Source organism: Leptolyngbya sp. PCC 6406 (assembly GCF_000332095.2).
Taxonomy (GTDB): Bacteria; Cyanobacteriota; Cyanobacteriia; order Phormidesmidales; family Phormidesmidaceae; genus PCC-6406.
Genome location: NZ_KI913949.1, coordinates 3083256 through 3101219 on the forward strand (window position 1 = coordinate 3083256; position 17964 = coordinate 3101219).

Genomic DNA, 17964 nt, shown 5'->3' on the forward strand with positions numbered 1-17964 from the left:
GCAGCCGCCTTGTACTCAGTAATACCAGTCTGGTTTGATCTCCACCTGTGGTCGATGTCCACCCCCAGGAAAGGCATTGACCACTTGCTGGTAGATGTTCTGGGAATAGATGCCAATGCGCTCAATTAAATGCCATGGAAAGCAATATTCCATGAGAAATTCTGCCTGCTTGCCTTCCTTGATCGATGGATCAATACCGTTGCCACCCCATCGATTGGCTTGTATGGCCTGCCAGTTCAGATCATTCAACTGGGCTAAGTCATTGCGATCTTCAAAGTAATAGGCTCCGGCATTGGAGAGCGTAAAAACCCATTTTTGTTGATGAGTGTTTGCCCAGGCCACTGAAGCATGTAAGTCTGCCTCCAAGTGAATAATGGGCGCTTGCCCACCACGGTAGGTCAAGTCTGAATGATTGGCTTGATGGATGAGGTACAGCATGACCGATCGGGGACAGAAATAGAAGGGTACACAGTCGCCGACTCGTAAATCGGGATGGCTAGGCAGGGTTAATTCCTCAAGTCGCCGTTGTTTGATGCGGTTCATGCCAATGGTGGTTCCTGACGGAGCGCGGCACAGAATTTCACGATCGCACCATAGACACCCCTCTGAGACAATCGACGAAAGCCGATCTACATGAACAATATGGTAGATTTTCGGCTGCTCAGGAATAGGCATACTATCTCTTCATCGAATCCAGACTGTCTTCGCGTTGACGAAGGCGCGGATGCCCGGTTGCCCCAGTTCCCGGCCATAGCCCGATCGCTTGATGCCGCCGAAGGGGAGGCGGGGGTCGGATTTGACTAGGCCGTTGATGAAGACGGCTCCGGCTTCTAGCTCAGCGATCGCCCGTTCCTGCTCAGAGGAATCTGCCGTCCACACACTGGCCCCCAACCCCAGGGACGTGCTGTTGGCCAGGGCCAGGGCGCTGTCCCAATCTGGCACTCGGAAGGTCAGGGCCACGGGGCCAAAGAACTCCTCCTGGTCGGCGGGGGTGCCGGGGGGAATATCCGCCAGCACCGTGGGGGGATAGAAGCTGCCCCCCCGTAGGGACTCCGGCAATTGGGCTTGGAGGGCGGGGAGATTGCCCCCCACCAGCGCCTTGGCTCCGGCATCCACACAAGCCTGCACCTGCTGGGCCAGTTCGTCCCGAATGGATGGGGTGGCTAGGGGGCCGACATCAATGGCGGCATCCCTGGGGTCGCCGACGGTGAGGGCGCGGAATTTCTCCACCAGGAGGACAAGGAACTGATCTGCGATCGCATCGTGCAAAATAAACCGCTTCGCCGCAATACAGGACTGGCCATTGTTCAACATCCGGGCCGTCACCGCCGTCGCCGCCGCCTGCTCAATATCCGCACTGGGCATCACGATGAAGGGATCACTCCCCCCCAGTTCCAATAGGGTCGGTTTGATGGCCTTGCCCGCCGCCGCCGCCAGGGATGCCCCCGCCGGTTCACTCCCGGTCAGGGTCGCCGCTTGGACGCGATCGTCCTGGATAATATTCGCCACCGCATCCGCCCCCACCAGCAGGGTTTGAAATACGCCAGGGGGGAATCCGGCTTTGGCAAGGATTTCCTCAATGGCCAGGGCACATTGGGGCACATTGGAGGCGTGTTTCAGCAGCGCCACATTCCCCGCCATCAGGGTCGGGGCGGCGAAGCGCAGCACCTGCCAAAAGGGAAAATTCCAGGGCATCACCGCCAGCACCGCCCCCAGGGGTTGATAGCGGACAAAACTGCGGCTGGCATCGGTCTCAGTAACATCATCCTGAAGGAATGCGGCCCCCTGGTCAGCATAGAAGCGACAAACCCAGGCGCATTTTTCTACCTCTGCGATCGCACTTTTAATCGGCTTGCCCACCTCCAGGGTCATCAGTTCCCCGTAGGCTTGCTTCTGGGTCTCCAAAATCTCGGCGACTTGATGCAGCCAGTGCGATCGCTGTTCAAAGGAGGTAGTCCGATAGGTCTGGAACCCTTGCTGGGCCTGGGTCAGACGCTGATCAATGGCGGCAGCGGTCAGAGCCTCGTAGGGTTGAATCAGAGTTCCGGTGGCGGGGTTAATTGTGGCAATGGCCATGGCGTATTCTCCTAGTCCGTAACAGGGCCGTGCCTGGGGATCTCGGGGGCGGGATATTCAGAAGGCTGTTTCTACTGTGGCAAGGGGAGGATTCCCCCACGATGAAATCGTATAGATTGTTCACCCTTAACAGTAAAATTCTCGAAAACTTGCATGGGTTGAGGTTTCGGGCGTTTTAGATGTATTTTTTCTGTCACCAAACAGTGACTCTGCGGCGATATGTTAACGATTGAAACGATTAGATCTTCTAAGCATTAAGAAGTTATTAAGGGAGTAGACGTTCTGAATTGGAGCCGCTTAAGGTTGACGAACAAGATACCTCCTAACTGCGTCTCCAGCCCTGTCAAGCCTTGACAGGGCTGCTTTTTGGTTGCAATTAATCACACCCCACCACCCGTCCCATATCGGTCACCCGGCAACAAGGGCAACCACAAGATTGTCCCTACGGATCCAGATCAATATCGGTCACCCGGCACTGGGTAGGGCGGGTTTTGAACCTCCCATTTGGGATTTCCCAGTAGACACGAGCTAAACCCGCCCCTACGGGATTTACCCCTCCACCCCATCACCCCATCACCCCATCACCCCCACACCTTGCCCATCATCTCGTTGCTGGCTAAGCATCACGGGTCAGGGTTATGACAATCTGCCCTGTGAATTCGGGGATAGGGGGCGTGAGTTTTGTTAACTTCACCTGGATCCGCTGGAGACGGGGATCTGTTTTCAGGACGGCCTGGGCAATGGCACTGGCTAGGACTTCGATCAGCTTGAAGGGATGGTTGCGAATCAGGTCATGGACTATCGCGATCGCACCGCAATAGTCGTGGGTGTCCTCCAAGCGATCCGATTGCCCCGCTAGGGATAGGTCCAGCCAGAGGGTCAGATCTACCCGAAACCACTGGCCAAGGGTGGTTTCCTCTGGCAAGACTCCGGTGTAGCCATAGGCGCGAATGTCGTTAATTTCTAAGGTGTCCAAGGTTGCTCAGGAGTAGAGATCAAATCAAATAATGTGGGATAGCCGTCCCGGCTGTCCACGGTCAGGCCAGATGCCTGACCCACAAGAGTTGCACATTATAAGGGTCCGGTTCAGCCCGATTCTTAGCCCAGGGGATGTTGGCCGTAGAAGGGCAGCACCGTAGACCAGTGGGGGCGATGCTGCTGCTGCCATTGGGCCAGAGCCAAGGATAGTACCCCCGTTACCGCATGGGCGCTGTCCCCGTCGCCAGAAATGCGATCGCAGTCCACAGGCCAGTTCCCTAGCACCTCTTCCCAATCCGCTTGAGGCTGGACCCGTTCTTCATAGGCCACCTGAAGATCCGTAGGCGTAGGGGTATAGATGGCCCCAAACACCTCCCCCCGTTGGGCCGACAATTCCACCGCCAAGTCACGGGGCGGCGTGGGGGCGGCTCTAGAACCGCTGTCTTCTAACTTGTCTTCCAACGTGTCTTCTAACGGTGCAAAACGCTGGAGGTGGCGCTGTGCCATCGCCGCCAGACTGGAAATGCCAAAGAGGGGCAGATCTAGCTGCTGGGCCAGAGTGCGGGCGGTAACGACGCCAATGCGAGTACCCGTAAATCCCCCTGGACCTTGGGCCACGGCAATAAAAGCCAGATCCCCCCAGTCCTGGGGTTGGATAAACGCCGCCAGATGAGCGTGCAAGTAGGCACTCAACTCCCGTCCCAGAGGCCAAGTTTGGTGGCGCAGGGGCAGGGTGGCTCCCCCCAGGGCCAGCCCCAACCCAGGCCCACTAGTATGAATGGCAAGGCCCAGCATAGGATCCGCTCAATCCGCTTAATACGCCCAATACGCAAAATCGCCACTGGTGTTCCCTCAGGAAAATTTTGACGGGTCGAAGACCCTCAAAATTCAACCCCAACTAAACTCCAGGATTTCGGTCACCCGTCAATCATTAATTGACTGAGCACTAGTCGTGGACCGTGCCGTCGGGCATGGTGGCCTGGGTGAGGTTGGCCTCCGTTAAAACCGCCTCCTCCAGGTTGGCTTCAGTGAGGTTGGCCCCCGCCAGATTAGCCTGGGTCAGATTGGTCCCCGCTAGGTTCAACCCCGTGAGATCCAGACCCGCCAGGTTGGCATAGCTGAGATCTGCACCACTGAGATTCGCCTCCGCGAGCAGCGCCTCGGTGAAGTTGGCATAGCTGAGGTCGGCCCCCAGCAGATTGGTTTCCTTGAGATTGGCGGCAGTGAGATCTGTGCGAGTTAAGTTGGCGCGGTTGAGGCGAGCGCCGCTGAGGTTGGTTTCCTGAAGAATGGCATCGCTAAAGTCGGCGTGCAACATGCGGGCATCGGCCAGATTGGCACGGGTAAGATTGGCTTTCCCCAGTTGCGCCCGCTGGAGTTCCACCCGCCGCAGGTTGGCCTCGGTGAAGTTAGCTTCCCTTAGGTTGGCCCGGTTCAACTCGACGCCGATGAGGCTAGCTTTAGTGAGATTAGCCTGGTGCAGGTTGACCCCACTCAGGTCTGAACGATTCAGGTTCGCCTCCACCAAAATCGCCTGACTCAGATCCGTCTCCCCCAGGTCGGCCCCCAGGAGGTTGGCTTTGGTGAGGTTGGCTCCACTGAGGTTGGCTTTATTGATATCGGCTCCGCTCAGGTCAGTTCGCACCAGGGTCGCCCCACTGAGATCCGCCTCGCTAAGGATGACGCCGATACAATTGGCGCGGGTGAGGTCTGCACCGCTGAGGTTAGCGCCCTTCAGGTCAAAATTGCCCAGGTTGGCGTGGGCTAAATCAATGGCGATGTCGGGGTGGTCGGTTCGCCACTGATTCCAGGTGGCACTACCCGCCCGCAGTTGTGTGAGATGGTCTTCGTTTGCCATGGTGCGCCCTCACCCTTGTCGGTCTCCTAAGATGCTGTGGTGTCTGGAGTTGCGATGGCCAGAGACCATCGCGACCCAGCCCGTTTACCACGCTACACCAGGAGTCATCATGACACAATTTTCCCGCCCATCTTTAGGGGGCGCAATCCTGGGGTAGCGAATAGGGAGGTGATAAGGTACCCGCTGATCGGACTTGCTCCCTAGGGGAGCCATTACATGACACCAGACATGCCAGGTTATGTCTTGAAATGAGCTGGAAAGCCTGCCACGTCGTCGTTGTCATTGTCTCCATACAGATATCCAGTTCCCTGTTCGCGTTAGCGGCTCCCCTAGGGAGCAACGGAGTCGTTGGCTTTGCCGCCCCAGAGGGGCTAGGGAACGGCAAGAAGCCGGTGGTGTGGCTGGCTTTCTCCCTTCGGGAGACGCTGCGCGTTGGCGTAGCCTGTCTGAAAGACTTACGACTCCGCTCAGCCAGCAGTCAACGTATGCGATTAACCCGCAGATCCCTCAGCGGAATCAGGGGCGACCCACTGGGCGAGGGTGCCAGACTGGCTGACGCTGACCCACTGGGCCGGGGTGCCCGCCGCCCCCGGTAGGGGCAGTAGGGCCAGGATGGGGCTGGCACTGGGTTGGGCTTGGGCGATCGCAGTAGAGGTATTCCCTGAGGTGTTTCCTGACCACAGTTGCAGATGACCATCTTGGCTACCGCTCACCACCCGTTGGTCCGGGAGGGAGAGGAGCGATCGCACTGGCAGCATAAAGCCCGCCGCCGTCACCCGCTGCTGAGATCCCCCCGTCGCCGCCCGTCGCCACCAGAGACAGACATCCCACCCGGCGCTGATCACTGTGTTTTCCGACGACCAAGCCAGGGCGCTGATGGCCCCGGTGTGGCCCGTCAGGGTCCGCAGACAGAGGCCGGTGTTCAGGGACCAGAGCTTGACCCGTCCGGCGCGATCGCCACTGGCGAGGGTCTGGCCATCTCCGCCTAGGGCCAGGGCTTGGACCGGATGGGGGCCGTGGTCGTGCCAGGTGGCGCGGAGGGCTCCGGTTTGTCCATCCCAGCGGCGCAGGGTGCCGTCTTCTCCCGCCGTGATTAGGTCCAGGGCGGCGGTGGGGGTTGCACTAGAAGCGGCAGCAGTGGATCTGGCAGGAGTAGACCTGGCAGCAGTGAAACAGATCTGGGTAATGCCGCCCCGATGCCCCAAAAACGGGCCTTGCCAGCGCCAGGGGGGCGTGATTTCTGCGCCTTCTCCTCGGGCCAGCCACAGTTCTCCTCGGCGGGTACCCAGGGCCAAGACCGGAAGCTGGGGATGGGCTGCAATGGCGCTGGCTTGGGGGGGACTGTCGGGCCAAGGCAGCGGCGGGGTCGTCAAATTCGTGGGGGATTGGAGGTGCAAGTCCCCGGTGGGGGTGAGCAGTAGGACTAGGGCAGGGCGGGCCAGGACCGTCGCCGCCAGCAGGGGACCGATTCCCTGGTGTTGGGACTGGGGCTGCCAGGGCAAGGGACGCAAGGGGGGTAGGGGCGCTTGGAGCACCGTCTCCGGCAGGGGCAGGCCCAGCATCGCCATGAGATCCTCGGTACTGGAAACGCGATCGCACAAGTTAGGCTGCACCATCCGATCAATCAGCGTGGCCAGAGCCGGGGGCATCTCCGGCACCAAACTGCGCCAGTACCAACAGCCATTCACCCCATCAAACAGCTCAAAGGGCCGCAGTCCCGTCAGGACATGGAGACAGCTCACCCCCAGACTGTAGAGATCACTGGCGTAGGTCGCCTCCCCCCGCAGTTGCTCCGGGGCCGCATATTCCGCACTCCCGATCAGGGTGCCGGGTTGGGCCAAACGGGTTTTAGTTAAGGCTTTGGCACTCCCCAGGCCCACCAGCCACCAATGGGGGTCGCCCGGTGGCTGCAACAGGTTTTGGGGTTTGATGTCCCGGTGGATGATGCCGTGGTGGTGGAGGTGGTGCAGCACCGGCAGCAGATCCACCAGCAGTCTGCGGATCGCCTCCGGTTCAAAGGTGCCCCAGGCTTGGAGCCGCTGGTCCAGCTTTTCCCCCACCACGTAGTCCTGCACCAGGTACTGATGGCCACCCTGCTCGAAATAGCCCAGCAGTTGCGGCAGTTGGGGATGCTGGCTAGCCTCGTCTAGACGGGCAATGTCCCGGCGCAGGCGGTCGGCGGCGATCGCCCGGTCCTGCTGGGGTTCCTGCCGGGGAAACCGCTGGATCAGGCATTGGGGCTTAACCAGGGTATTGCGATCGCGCCCCAGCCAGGTGTGTACCCCCAGGACTTGCACCGCCTCATAGCGCTCCCCCAACCGTAGCCGAGATCCACAACCGTGACAAAACCGATGGCTCTCAGGGTTCTGGGGCCGGGAACAGTCGGGATTGACGCAATGACTCATCGCAGGCGCAGTTCCAGCACGACGGGCAGATGGTCCGAGGCTTGGGCTGCCGCAGTCACCACCTCCGTTTTCACCAGCTCCAGGGTGGCGGGGGTGTAGAACCCGTAGTCCAGCCGATAGGCGGGCTGGTCCGAGGGAAAGGTGAACTGCTCTGGCGCGGTGAATTGCTCTGGAGCCAAGGCCGGACTCAGCACATCGGACTGGAGCAAAACCTCCAAGGTGGGCGGCGTTCCTTCCTCGGGACGATTCACCGCACTGTTGAAGTCCCCCAGCAACAGTACGGGAAAAGACTCGGCATAGCCCTCCGCCAAGTCCCGCACATACTCAGTTTGGCGGCGACGGGTGGGGGCATCAAACGCTTCTAAATGAACATTGATCACCACCAGGGATTTCGCCCCCACCGCAATCTCGGCCACATGGGCCACCCGATCCAGATAAAACGCCCGATAGAAAAAGGGCTGACTCGCCACGGGCTCCAAAACATGGCGACGGTGAGAGGGGATAGGAAATCGGCTGAGAATGGCTTGAGCCGCTAGGGTGGGTCCAAACTGCGCCGCCGGAGGCCAGTAGGGAAAGGGGATATAGCGCTTGTCCCAATTCACCGCGATCGCACCCACAGGAAGATTCAACCCCGCCGCCAGCGCCTCAACCTGATTCACCCCATAGGAGCGACGGGCATCCAGATCAATTTCTTGCAAAGCCACAATATCCGGATCCAGCGCCGCCAAAGCCGCGATCGCAGTACGCTGATTCTCCTCAAAAAACGCCGGAGATAACACAATATCCCCCGTATCCTCCCCCGCCGCATTTCCCAACCCCGACAGGTAGCCCAAGTTATAGGTCACCACCCTCAGCGTCTCAGGAGCCCCCCCGGCCTCAGCCTCCCCGTAGGACAACACCTCCGCATATTGTTCAGGATCCAGGCGACCCGAACTCGCCCAGACAAAGAACAGCGCCACCGCCACGATCAAGCCGCCTACCCCAGCACCAATGGCGATCAGTATCTTCCACAAAATCTTTCCCATTTCCCCATCACCCTAATACCCCACCACGGGTCACCCGGCAACAAGGGCAACCACCCTACGACTATGTTGCTCCTCCGGAGCACCAGACCCAACCCAAAATGTTGGGTAATGCACGGAAGAAACAGGGGGATGGGTCTATCGTAATCGTAAGCTCTAACAGTTAAGGCCGCAGCGCCACTGGTGCCTCAGTGCCCGTTACGGAGCATGGTCCTGGGATATATGGTGATGACACTGGTGAAGCCCTAGCTATCCCGTTTAGAAGACTCTCTAACAACCGTCCCAGGTTAGAGCCCCTTATCTTCTCCTAGAATTGCCATGACTCAGCCATCTACCAAGAGTTCGGTGCATCAGCTCTGTCCTAACGCCGCCGGAATTGACATTGGTGCAGATACCCACTGGGTCAGTGTGCCGCCTGAGCGAGATCGGCAGCCCGTCCGCCCGTTTGGGTGCTTTACCAATGATCTCCATGGGTTAGCGGACTGGCTGCAACAATGTGGTATCACCAGCGTCGCGATGGAATCGACCGGAGTCTATTGGATACCGGTGTTTCAAATCCTAGAAATCCGAGGGTTTGAGGTCTGCTTGGTCAACGCGCATCATCTGAAAACGGTACCGGGACGAAAGAGTGATGTCTTAGATTGCCAGTGGTTGCGGCAGTTGCATAGTTATGGCCTACTGGCAGCGTCGTTTCGTCCCGACGATGCCATCTGCGTCTTACGAAGCTATATCCGGCAGCGCGAGCGGCTGACCGAGTGTGCCAGCGTTCATATTCAACGGATGCAAAAGGCGTTGACGGAAATGAATCTGCAGCTACCTCGGGTGGTCAGCGACATTACGGGGGTAACTGGCATGAAGATTATTCGCGCCATTGTGGCGGGTCAACGAGACCCGCTCCAGTTAGCGGCGATGCGAGACCCACGCACCAAACGCAGTACGGACGAGATTGCGGCAGCTTTAGAGGGGGACTACCGGGGGGAACACGTGTTTGTGCTGGAGCAAGAATTGCTGTTATATGACACCTACCTTCAGCAAATTGCCCGGTGCGACGACCAGATTCAAGCCTGTCTGGAGACCTTTGAGGATAAGAGTGCTCCGGATGCGCCGTTGCCGCCAAGACCTAAAGGTCGAAAGCCCAGTCGCAATGCGCCCCAGTTTGACCTGCGCTCCCATCTCTATCGCCTCTGTGGCATTGACTTCACCCAGATTGATGGTCTCGAAGTGCTAACCGTGCAAACGATTCTCTCCGAAGTCGGACTTGATCCCAGGCGCTTTCCGTCGGTGAAACACTTCGCCTCTTGGTTAGGGCTCTGTCCCGGTAGCCGAGTCAGTGGGGGTAAAGTCTTGAGCTCCAAAACCCGTAAAGTTGTCAACCGAGCGGCAAAGGCGTTTCGGATAGCGGCACAATCGTTGGCTCATAGTCAGACTGCTATGGGCGCGTTCTATCGACGGATTCGCAATCGCCTTGGGGCACCGAAAGCCGTTACCGCAACTGCGCACAAACTGGCATGCCTCTTCTATCGGTTATGGTCAACTGGCGAGGCTTATGTCGATATTGGAGCTGATGCTTATGAACAGCAGTATCAGCAACGAGTGCTTAAGCACCTTAAACAGCGAGCCCAGCAGATGGGGTTCGAGCTTGTCCCTAAACCCCCGCTCCCGGAAGTTTCTTAGAAGCCGCTACGCGAACAGGGCAGGCAAGGGATTGCCCCTACGGGATCTACCCCAATATCCCTAATGTCCACCCTCTGACAGGGCGAGCGCCGCTCGCCCCTACGACACCCCACTAATACCGGTCATCCGGCAACAAGGACAACCATCCTTCGGCTCCGCTCAGGACAGGCAAGGGATTGCCCCTACGGATTCAGGCCCATATCGGTCACCCGGCACAGGGCGGGGCGGGTTTTGAGCCTTCCATGTTGGATTTCCCGGTGAATACGAGCCAAACCCGCCCCTACGGTAATCACCCCAACACGAATCACCCGGCAACAAGGGCAACCACAAGGGATTGCCCCTACGGGATCTACCCCAATATCGGTCACCCAGTCACCCCCTGCACTGGGCGCGGAAACCGCGCCCCTACCCGACCAACTCAAAACTCAAAACTCAAAACTCCTCTCACCCCCCACCCTCACACTCCCCCACGCAACGCATCCGCCTGAGTCAACAGGGCATCGGCAAAAGAGAGAGAATCCTGATGGGATTGTCCCCCGGCCAATTGGGCCAGTTCCTCCCGCCGGGTGGCGTGGTCAAGGGCGACGACCCGCACCACGGTCCGCACTTGGTCAGCGGTGGCGACCGTGCTCTGCTGGGTTTTACGGCCCTTATTGCCCCCACTATTGCCCCCAATATTGCCAGCGCTGGGGGACTCGATCACCTCCTTGCCCACCCGGAAATGGGCGTCTGCCATGGCGGCGATGATGGGCTGGTGGGTGACACAAAGGATCTGTTGCCCGGTACCCAGGTGGTGTAGTTTTTCTGCGATCGCTTGGGCCACCCGCCCCGAGACCCCGACATCAATTTCGTCAAAAACCAGGGTGCCCACAATGTCTTGGCGCGAAAAGCTGGCCTTGAGCGCTAAGAGAAAGCGGCTCATTTCCCCCCCCGAAGCCGTTTCCGCCAGAGGTTGCAGCGGTTCCCCAGGATTAGGGCTAAACAAAAACTCCACCCGGTCTGCCCCCGTGGGACCAGGGGCAGTGGCTTCCAGAGCAACTTGAAACTGGACCTGGGCCATAGCCAGGGGCTTGAGTTCCTCTACCAAACGCTTTTCCAGAGTGCGGGCTGCTTTTTGACGCAGTTTCGTCAGGGCGGCGCAGGATTTTTCCAACTCGGCTTGGCGATCGCGATAGGTTGCCTCCAGCACCTCCACCGACTGGCCCTCCCCATTCAGCAGATTCAGGGAATCCTGGATCTCGCTGTAGTAGTCGATCAGGTCCGGTAGAGACCGTCCGTACTTGCGGCAGAGTTGCTTGAGCTGGGTGATGCGAATTTCCACCGCCTGCAACCGCTCCGGATCCGTCTCCAGCCCTTCTCCGTAGGCATTAATCTGCCGCCCCGCTTCCTCAATTTGGGCTAGGGCATCGTTCACCAAGTCCAGAATTGGCTCCACGGTGTTGTCGTAGCGCAGCATATCCTCCAAGGTTTGCACCGCGCGCCCCAGCAGATCCGCCCCAGCGGGTGCCCCCTGATCATTTTCATAGAGGGTTTGGTAGACCTGGTAGCTCTGCTGCTGGAGTTCCACCGCATGGGAGAGGCGCTGCCGTTCCTGCTCTAGACGCAGGATTTCCTCGGGATCCTCCAGGGCGGCGGCATCCAGTTCCCGACTTTGGTAGTCAAAGAGATCAAGCTGTTCCTGGCGCTGCTGCTCCGCCCGACGGCGGCGCTCCAAGGCGGTATAGGCTTCGGCGGCGGCGGCGTAAGCAGTGGCAGCGATCTGGCGCTGGCGGACTAGGGCATCGCCGCCGACACTATCCAGCCATTCCAACTGCAAGAAGGGATCCCCTACTTGGAGGGTCTGGCCCTGGGCGGTGATTTCCACCAAACGCAGCCGCAGGGCTTCCACCAAGGGCTTGTTGACCGCAATGCCGTTGAGGCGCGATCGGCTGCGGACGGTGCCCCGTCCAGCGGTCAATTCCCGAGTACAGGTGAGGCGATTGCCCTCTACGGCCACCCCCTCGCTCCCCAGCCAATCCACCACCGTCGGCAGCACTTGAAAGGTGGCTTCCACCAAGGCCCGCTTTTCTCCGGCGCGGACCATGCGCTGGCTGACACGCCCCCCCAGCACCGCATCAATCGCGTCTAAAATAATCGACTTTCCCGCCCCCGTTTCTCCGGTGAGAACATTGAGGCCCGCCTGAAAGTCCAGTTGCAGCCAGTCAATCAGCGCAAAGTTCTCGATCCGCAGAGAAACTAGCATAGGCAGGGCGGGGGAAGGACGGCAGTTCAGATCTACTATGACATGATCCCAATGGGGCTGGGCCATAATTTCAATGGGGCTGGGGAGGCTATAAACTGCGGGATTCGAGCTGGTTTTGCAGATCTTCAGTCCGCAGGAAGGTGAGGATGGCAAGGCAGGTATTGGTGTCGCCTGTGGCATAGGCGCAGTGGCGATCGCGGTAGGTAATCCAGGCCAGTTGGGCGGTGGTGAGCAGGGATTGGTCCGCCACTGATAGGGAGGATTTGAGGGCTTGATAGGTGGCGTTCAAATCCGCATCGGCGGTGGCATAGTCCGGGGCGGTGGGGGTGAAGCCCTGGAGAATGTCGGTGCGATCGCGGGTTGTCGTGGTCATGCAGCCAGAATACACCAGGGGTTGAATGCTACCCCCAGCGAACTGGGCCTGGACAAAATCACAGTTAGTATCTCGAAACGTGATCCAAGCCAGTTCCGCAGAAACCAGTTGCTCCGCCTTGGCCGCCGAGAGAGGAGACTTGACGGCCTGGTAAACCTGATTCAACTTGGCGTCCGCCTGGGCATACTCCGCCGCTGCACAGCGATTCATATCGACCTGAGTCTGGGGGTTGTTGCACTCCTCCGGCAACGGCGGCGGCGGTGCAACAGCAGGGGCCGTCGCCGTGGGGCTGGGGGTTGGGGTGCCCCCTTCAATCCCCGGTGTATCCGAGGCGGTGGGCGCTTGAGCCGCGTCCGCTGGGACGGAATCCCCTGGGACCGATGGGGCCAAATCCGCCGGAACGGAATCCCCAAGTCCCATCTCTGGGGTCGAGCGGCAGCCTGCCGCGATCGCAAGCAGCAGCCCCAGGGCAATCCCCCCCAATGAAAATGATGGTTTCAGAAGTCGTTTTGCCATGGATATAAGTCGCTTTAGTCCCCATCCTCAGGATAGCCCGCGACATTGCCGCCGTTTGCACCTGAAAATGACCCGAATACGCTACCGTCAGGATGACGTAGGACTGGTAAAGGGCACTGGATACCCATGGCACAACGGATCACGGTTTTTCCCCAATGGACCACCGCCTTAGCACCCCCCCTGGTCACTTTGGGCTTAAGCCTATTGGGGCTGGCATCGCCCGTCCGGGCCGAGGCCCCTGGGGTCTACTATGCTTGGCGGTCCCTGGCGGTGAGTCCGATAGCCTGTGCGACCCAAGCCCGCCAAGCGTTGGAAAGTCAGGCGCTGCAAAACATTCAGACCGAGGGCAATAGTGTGTCTGGGCAATCCGCCAATGCCACGGCGGTTTTTGTCTGCCTAGAGCAGGATATCGACATCACCACAGTCATGCTGTTTGTCTCCAGCCCCAGCGATGACGATGCCTTCACCCTAAGGGAAGCCCTCAAGGATCGGTTCTAAAGCACGAGAAGGGTTAACTATTTGATATATTGAAACTCCGAGGGAGATGCCTATCTCCTTGAGTCCGGCGGCATAGCCAAGTGGTAAGGCAGAGGTCTGCAAAACCTCCATCCCCCAGTTCGAATCTGGGTGCCGCCTTTTAAGGAATAAACAACCTGTGACCGATTCCTGCTTCTATCTCTATGGACTGTTTCCCGCCCCTGGTCCCGGTGCCCTGGAGGTCCAGGGACTGGACGGGCAAGCCATCCAGACCCACGTGATTGGGGATTTTGCCTTTCTCTATTCCCCTACCCTCCAGAGTCGCTATCTGGCCAGTCGCAAGCATTTGCTGGGCCACGAGCGAGTCTTGGAAGCGGCCATGACGGCGGGCGATCGCACCTTACTCCCCCTCCAGTTCGGGCTGATTATTGAAGCCTGGGATCAGGTTGTCACCGATTTGCTCACTCCCCATGGTGACAGTCTCAAGAGGCTCTTTACCGAGCTAGAGGGCAAACGGGAAGTGGGGGTGAAGGTGATGTGGGCGGCGGATCAGGAGCTAAATCAACTGATGGCGGAGGATGCGGGGCTACGGCAACAGCGCGATCGCCTAGAGGGCAAGCAACTGAGCATGGATGAAATCGTCACCATCGGCCAAGCCATTGAGCGGGGGGTCCAGGCCCGGAAGGAAGCGATCATCGCCGCCTTTCAAGAGCGACTGAATCCCCTGGCGAGCCAGGTGGTGGAGAACGATCCCCTCACGGACACGATGATTTACAATGCTGCCTACCTGATTCCCTGGGACAGCGAACCCCAGGTGGCGGCTGAGATTGAAGCCCTGGACGCCACCTTTGAAGACCGTCTCCGCATTCGCTACAACAACTTCACTGCCCCCTACAATTTCGCCCAACTCAACCAGCTAAACTAGGGGTCTGTCAATCCTAAATTTGTAGATACTGTGTTAGCGCCTTAGGGTCAAGACTGCTGAGGCGCTAGCTTTTTGGGGTCAAATTCCTGTCCAGAGGACAAGACCGCATAGATCACACGAATGAGCTTGTGCATCACCGCCCCCACCACCGCCATCTTGTGCTTGCCATTGTCCAAGAGCCGTTGGCGAAAAGCTCTGACCTCAGGGCAATGACGCATCAGACTCAGCGCTGGGAAAAAAAGAGCTTCGCGCAGATGGGCATTGCCAATTTTGCACAACCGCGCCTTGCCATTGATAGAAGAGCCAGACTGATGCTCCTGGGGAGTCAACCCAGCAAAAGCCGCCAGTTGAGCGGCAGAGCCAAAGACCTTAATCGAGCCAATTTCCGCCAGGATAATGCTAGCGCTATGTTCAGCAATGCCAGTAATGGAGGTCAACAAGCGGCAGGGCTCCGCCAACGATTCCTCCCCTTGAATATGCTGCTGGCAGCGCTCCTTGAGAGCCTTAGCCTGTTTTTCGAGAAACTCGATATGGGCCTCAATATCCGTTCTCAGTTCCGAGTCACGACAGAGCTCAAGGCGATTTTTCTCTTGGGTGAGCATCTGCTCCAGCGCCTTCAGACGGCGGGTGAGGCTCTGGAGCTGGGCGATCGCCGCTGGCGTGGGATGCCACAGACTGGGCTGGATATCTCGACAAAAGCGGGCAATCAGGGCGGCATCAGCGGCATCGTTCTTGGTGCGGCTGAGTTGACTTTTGGCATACCCCTTGATGCGGGCTGGGTTGACGATACTGACCTGGTGGCCCTGCTCATGGAGATAGGTAGCTAAGTCATGGCCATAGATGTTGGTCGCCTCCAGACAGGCATGAATTGCCCCGAGAGCATTCCCTTGGAGCCAATGGCTCAACTGCTCAAAGCCGCTGGGGGTGTTGTCAAACTTGGCGTGTTTAGAGGATTTGCCATTACGCTTACCACCACTCAGTAAAGCTACGTCAAAGGTGGCTTTGCTGATATCAATACCGAGGAAGATGATGGGGGCTGTACTCATTGGACTGGCTCCAGAGAATAGAGGTTGGCAGGGGCTCAACAATCGCACTATCCTTGCTAAATTCGAGGTGCCCAGTCGGGCCGCTCATGATACTGTCCAGGCTGATTGGCGATGCCCTTGGGGGAGGGGGGAGGCTCAATGAATCTACGAAACAAGCTTGAAGGCTTGGGGTTGGGTTCGGAGTTCTCCCCTGACGGTCTGCTTCCAAAATAACTCTCGATGGCAGGCCGCTTACATACAAGGTTGGGTGCAGCGCTAGCGGAACCCAACATGGCCTACCGCTGTTGGGTTCCACTTCGTTTCACCCAACCTACGCAGACTCACAAAGGTAAAGTTGACAGACCACTAGGGTCATGGGTCAGTTCTCGGGGTAGGCTAGAGATCGGCTCCGTAGGGATGCTACGCCTCTGGACTGCCTCACCCCATGGATTTACCTTCTTTTATCTGGCTTTGGCGCATGGCTGCATGGTCGATGGGGTTTGCCCTATCGGCCTATTTTTTATTAGGGATTAGCGGGGGCTGGCTGCTATCCCGGCGTTTGCTCAAAGATCGGCAACCGCCTTGGGTACGATCGCTCCACATTGTCACGGGCATCACCCTCGTTACCCTAGTACTCCTGTTGCTCAGTATCGGCATTGTCGGCACCCTGGGAGAATACGGCAGTCTGGGCCATTCCCCCCATTTAATCGCCGGGATCACGGTGGTGCTCTTGGTGGCGCTCTCCGCCTGGAGCGGTAGCCGCATCCACCCCACTCGCCCCTGGGCGCGCCCCCTTCATTGGTCGGTGAATGGTACCCTGGGCCTCGGATTTGCGATCGTGACGTTGACCGGATGGCAGGTCGTCCAGAAATATTTGCCCGTCTCCTAGAAGCACCGCATTACCCTGCCCTACGCCCTGTCACTCTCTGCATTGGGCGCGGAAACTGCGCCCCTACGGGTAATTCAAAATTCAAAACTTTCTGTCACCCCCTGCATTGGGCGCGGAAACTGCGCCCCTACGCTCACACCCTCACACCCTCACACCCTCACACCCCCTACGCTCACACCCTCACACCCTCACACCCCCACCCCCACACACCCTCACCCCATCGTCCGCCGCACCAGCCCCGCCAACTGAGCCGCACTGTCGCGGATTGCCAGAGTCGCCGCCGCTGTTGCCATTGCCTCCAACCGGGCCGGATCCTGAATCAATTTCAACACCTTGTCCCGCAGCTCATCCACCGTCAAATCCCGCTGGCGGCTGACCAAGGCCGCATTCGCAGCCGCAAAGGCTGCCGCGTTGTAGGACTGGTGGTCCTCTGCTGCAAAGGGATAGGGAATCAGTAGAGCGGGCGTTCCGGTGAAGGCCAGTTCCGTCAACGTTCCGGCCCCAGCGCGGCTAATGACCAGGCTGGCCCGCTGGAATAGTGCTGCCATCTGGTCAAAGAAGGGCCGATGAATGTATTGGGGATGGTCGAGACTGTCGGCTCCTGGATCGCTGGTGCCGGTTTGATGGACCACCCAAGCCCCCGCCTCAAACCAAGCCGGAGCGGCAGCCCGCACCAAGTCATTCACCGCCACCGCCCCTTGGCTACCACCTACGACGACAACGACGGGCACATCGGCGGGAATCACCACATCTCCCAGGTCGGTGGAGTGGGTCAGGAATTGCGATCGCACCGGAGTACCCACTACCACACTTTTGGCACGGGGTAGGTAGGTGGCTGCGGCCTCAAAACCCAGCCCCACGAGGGAACACCAGGGGCTCAGCCAGCGGGTAACCTTTCCCGGTAGGGCATTGGACTCGTGCAAAATAGCGGGCAACCCCAGGGATCGCGCCGCCAAAATGGCCGGGGCGGCAATGTAACCTCCGGTGGTGAAGACCCCGTTAAACTGACCCTGCTGCAATAGCGATCGCACCTTCACCGTCGCGGCGATCACCTGGGCCAGTAGCCGCAGGTATCCCAGTCCCAGCCGCCCCTGGAAGCCCCCCAGGCGTACCCTATGGAGCTGATAGGCAGCGGGTACAAGTTGAGTTTCCAGGCGATCGGGGACTCCCAGCCACTCGATAGCATAGTCGGATAACTGCTCCGCCGTTGCGATCGCGGGAAACAAATGGCCCCCCGTCCCACTAGCGGCAATGAGAAGTTTTACCGGAGTCTCTGTCAAGGTTTTGCCTCCCTGTTCAAGCCTCCTTTATACCTGATTTAAGGCAACTGCTTTAAGGCATGGCCTGGGGAGATCTGACCCGAATCTGACCAGAACAAGGAGCTTGCACACCCTATTTCAGAACGTGTCCCAGTCTTTATCGCGGTTCTCACTCGGCTTAAGCCCCTTGTTCGCCGAAGTGTCATTAAGGAGCTTAGGCCCCTTGTTCGCCGAAGTGTTATTCA

General features: G+C 58.8%; 15 protein-coding genes and 1 tRNA gene. 5 read left to right on the forward strand and 11 right to left on the reverse strand.

The window, feature by feature from the left end; translation table 11 throughout:
* Window positions 1-15 precede the first annotated feature (15 nt).
* From LEP6406_RS0213650 to LEP6406_RS0213680, 7 genes are all read right to left on the reverse strand, one after another.
* Window positions 16-675 carry a type II toxin-antitoxin system toxin DNA ADP-ribosyl transferase DarT gene (locus LEP6406_RS0213650; protein WP_008317011.1) on the reverse strand — a complete coding sequence of 220 codons (660 nt, stop codon included), beginning with the start codon at window positions 673-675 and terminating at the stop codon, window positions 16-18.
* A gap of 9 nt (window positions 676-684) precedes the next feature.
* Window positions 685-2076 carry an NAD-dependent succinate-semialdehyde dehydrogenase gene (locus tag LEP6406_RS0213655; RefSeq protein WP_008317013.1) on the reverse strand — a complete coding sequence of 464 codons (1392 nt, stop codon included), beginning with the start codon at window positions 2074-2076 and terminating at the stop codon, window positions 685-687.
* Window positions 2077-2692: 616 nt separating this feature from the next.
* The gene (gene folB / locus LEP6406_RS0213660) at window positions 2693-3052 is read right to left on the reverse strand and encodes a dihydroneopterin aldolase (protein WP_008317016.1); all 360 of its coding nucleotides are present in this window, start codon (window positions 3050-3052) and stop codon (window positions 2693-2695) included.
* Between the two features lie 122 nt (window positions 3053-3174).
* Entirely contained in the window at window positions 3175-3849 is a 675-nt protein-coding gene (gene tsaB / locus LEP6406_RS0213665) for a tRNA (adenosine(37)-N6)-threonylcarbamoyltransferase complex dimerization subunit type 1 TsaB (RefSeq protein WP_008317017.1), read from the reverse strand.
* A gap of 151 nt (window positions 3850-4000) precedes the next feature.
* Window positions 4001-4912 (reverse strand): pentapeptide repeat-containing protein, encoded by a 912-nt coding sequence (locus LEP6406_RS28095; protein WP_008315287.1) that lies wholly within the window; start codon window positions 4910-4912, stop codon window positions 4001-4003.
* A gap of 491 nt (window positions 4913-5403) precedes the next feature.
* On the reverse strand, window positions 5404-7317 hold the full coding sequence (locus LEP6406_RS0213675; protein ID WP_008315957.1) for a serine/threonine-protein kinase: 1914 nt from the start codon (window positions 7315-7317) through the stop codon (window positions 5404-5406).
* Window positions 7314-8342, reverse strand: a complete 1029-nt coding sequence (locus LEP6406_RS0213680; RefSeq protein ID WP_008315955.1) for an endonuclease/exonuclease/phosphatase family protein — start codon at window positions 8340-8342, stop codon at window positions 7314-7316. The genes LEP6406_RS0213675 and LEP6406_RS0213680 overlap by 4 nt, the downstream gene beginning before the upstream one ends.
* Before the next feature lie 315 nt (window positions 8343-8657).
* Between LEP6406_RS0213680 and LEP6406_RS0213685 the strand changes: the two genes are divergently transcribed.
* Window positions 8658-10013, forward strand: coding sequence for an IS110 family RNA-guided transposase (locus LEP6406_RS0213685; RefSeq protein ID WP_008307734.1), 1356 nt, complete (start codon window positions 8658-8660; stop codon window positions 10011-10013).
* A gap of 457 nt (window positions 10014-10470) precedes the next feature.
* On the opposite strand, the gene recN is transcribed toward LEP6406_RS0213685, so the two are convergent.
* Together recN and LEP6406_RS30325 are read right to left on the reverse strand one after the other, a co-directional pair.
* Window positions 10471-12321: a DNA repair protein RecN gene (gene recN / locus LEP6406_RS0213690; RefSeq protein ID WP_008316413.1), complete on the reverse strand. Its 1851-nt coding sequence runs from the start codon at window positions 12319-12321 to the stop codon at window positions 10471-10473.
* A 22-nt stretch (window positions 12322-12343) separates the two neighbouring features.
* The gene (locus LEP6406_RS30325; protein ID WP_008316411.1) at window positions 12344-13144 is read right to left on the reverse strand and encodes a lysozyme inhibitor LprI family protein; all 801 of its coding nucleotides are present in this window, start codon (window positions 13142-13144) and stop codon (window positions 12344-12346) included.
* A gap of 126 nt (window positions 13145-13270) precedes the next feature.
* On the opposite strand from LEP6406_RS30325, the gene LEP6406_RS0213700 reads away from it, so the two are divergent.
* From LEP6406_RS0213700 to LEP6406_RS0213710, 3 genes are all read left to right on the forward strand, one after another.
* A complete protein-coding gene (locus LEP6406_RS0213700; protein ID WP_008316409.1) occupies window positions 13271-13642 on the forward strand; it encodes a hypothetical protein in 372 nt (123 codons plus the stop codon).
* Between the two features lie 66 nt (window positions 13643-13708).
* Window positions 13709-13780: transfer RNA gene (locus tag LEP6406_RS0213705), tRNA-Cys, on the forward strand.
* Between the two features lie 19 nt (window positions 13781-13799).
* The gene (locus LEP6406_RS0213710; RefSeq protein ID WP_008316406.1) at window positions 13800-14546 is read left to right on the forward strand and encodes a gas vesicle protein GvpF; all 747 of its coding nucleotides are present in this window, start codon (window positions 13800-13802) and stop codon (window positions 14544-14546) included.
* Window positions 14547-14593: 47 nt separating this feature from the next.
* On the opposite strand, the gene LEP6406_RS0213715 is transcribed toward LEP6406_RS0213710, so the two are convergent.
* Window positions 14594-15592, reverse strand: coding sequence for an IS110 family RNA-guided transposase (locus LEP6406_RS0213715; protein WP_027268693.1), 999 nt, complete (start codon window positions 15590-15592; stop codon window positions 14594-14596).
* A 424-nt stretch (window positions 15593-16016) separates the two neighbouring features.
* Between LEP6406_RS0213715 and LEP6406_RS0213720 the strand changes: the two genes are divergently transcribed.
* Window positions 16017-16460, forward strand: coding sequence for a DUF4079 domain-containing protein (locus LEP6406_RS0213720; RefSeq protein WP_008313650.1), 444 nt, complete (start codon window positions 16017-16019; stop codon window positions 16458-16460).
* Window positions 16461-16672: 212 nt separating this feature from the next.
* Here LEP6406_RS0213720 and murG read toward each other — a convergent pair whose 3' ends face one another.
* Complete coding sequence (gene murG / locus LEP6406_RS0213725) at window positions 16673-17740, reverse strand: undecaprenyldiphospho-muramoylpentapeptide beta-N-acetylglucosaminyltransferase (RefSeq protein ID WP_008313652.1); 1068 nt, start codon at window positions 17738-17740, stop codon at window positions 16673-16675.
* Between the last annotated feature and the right edge of the window lie 224 nt (window positions 17741-17964).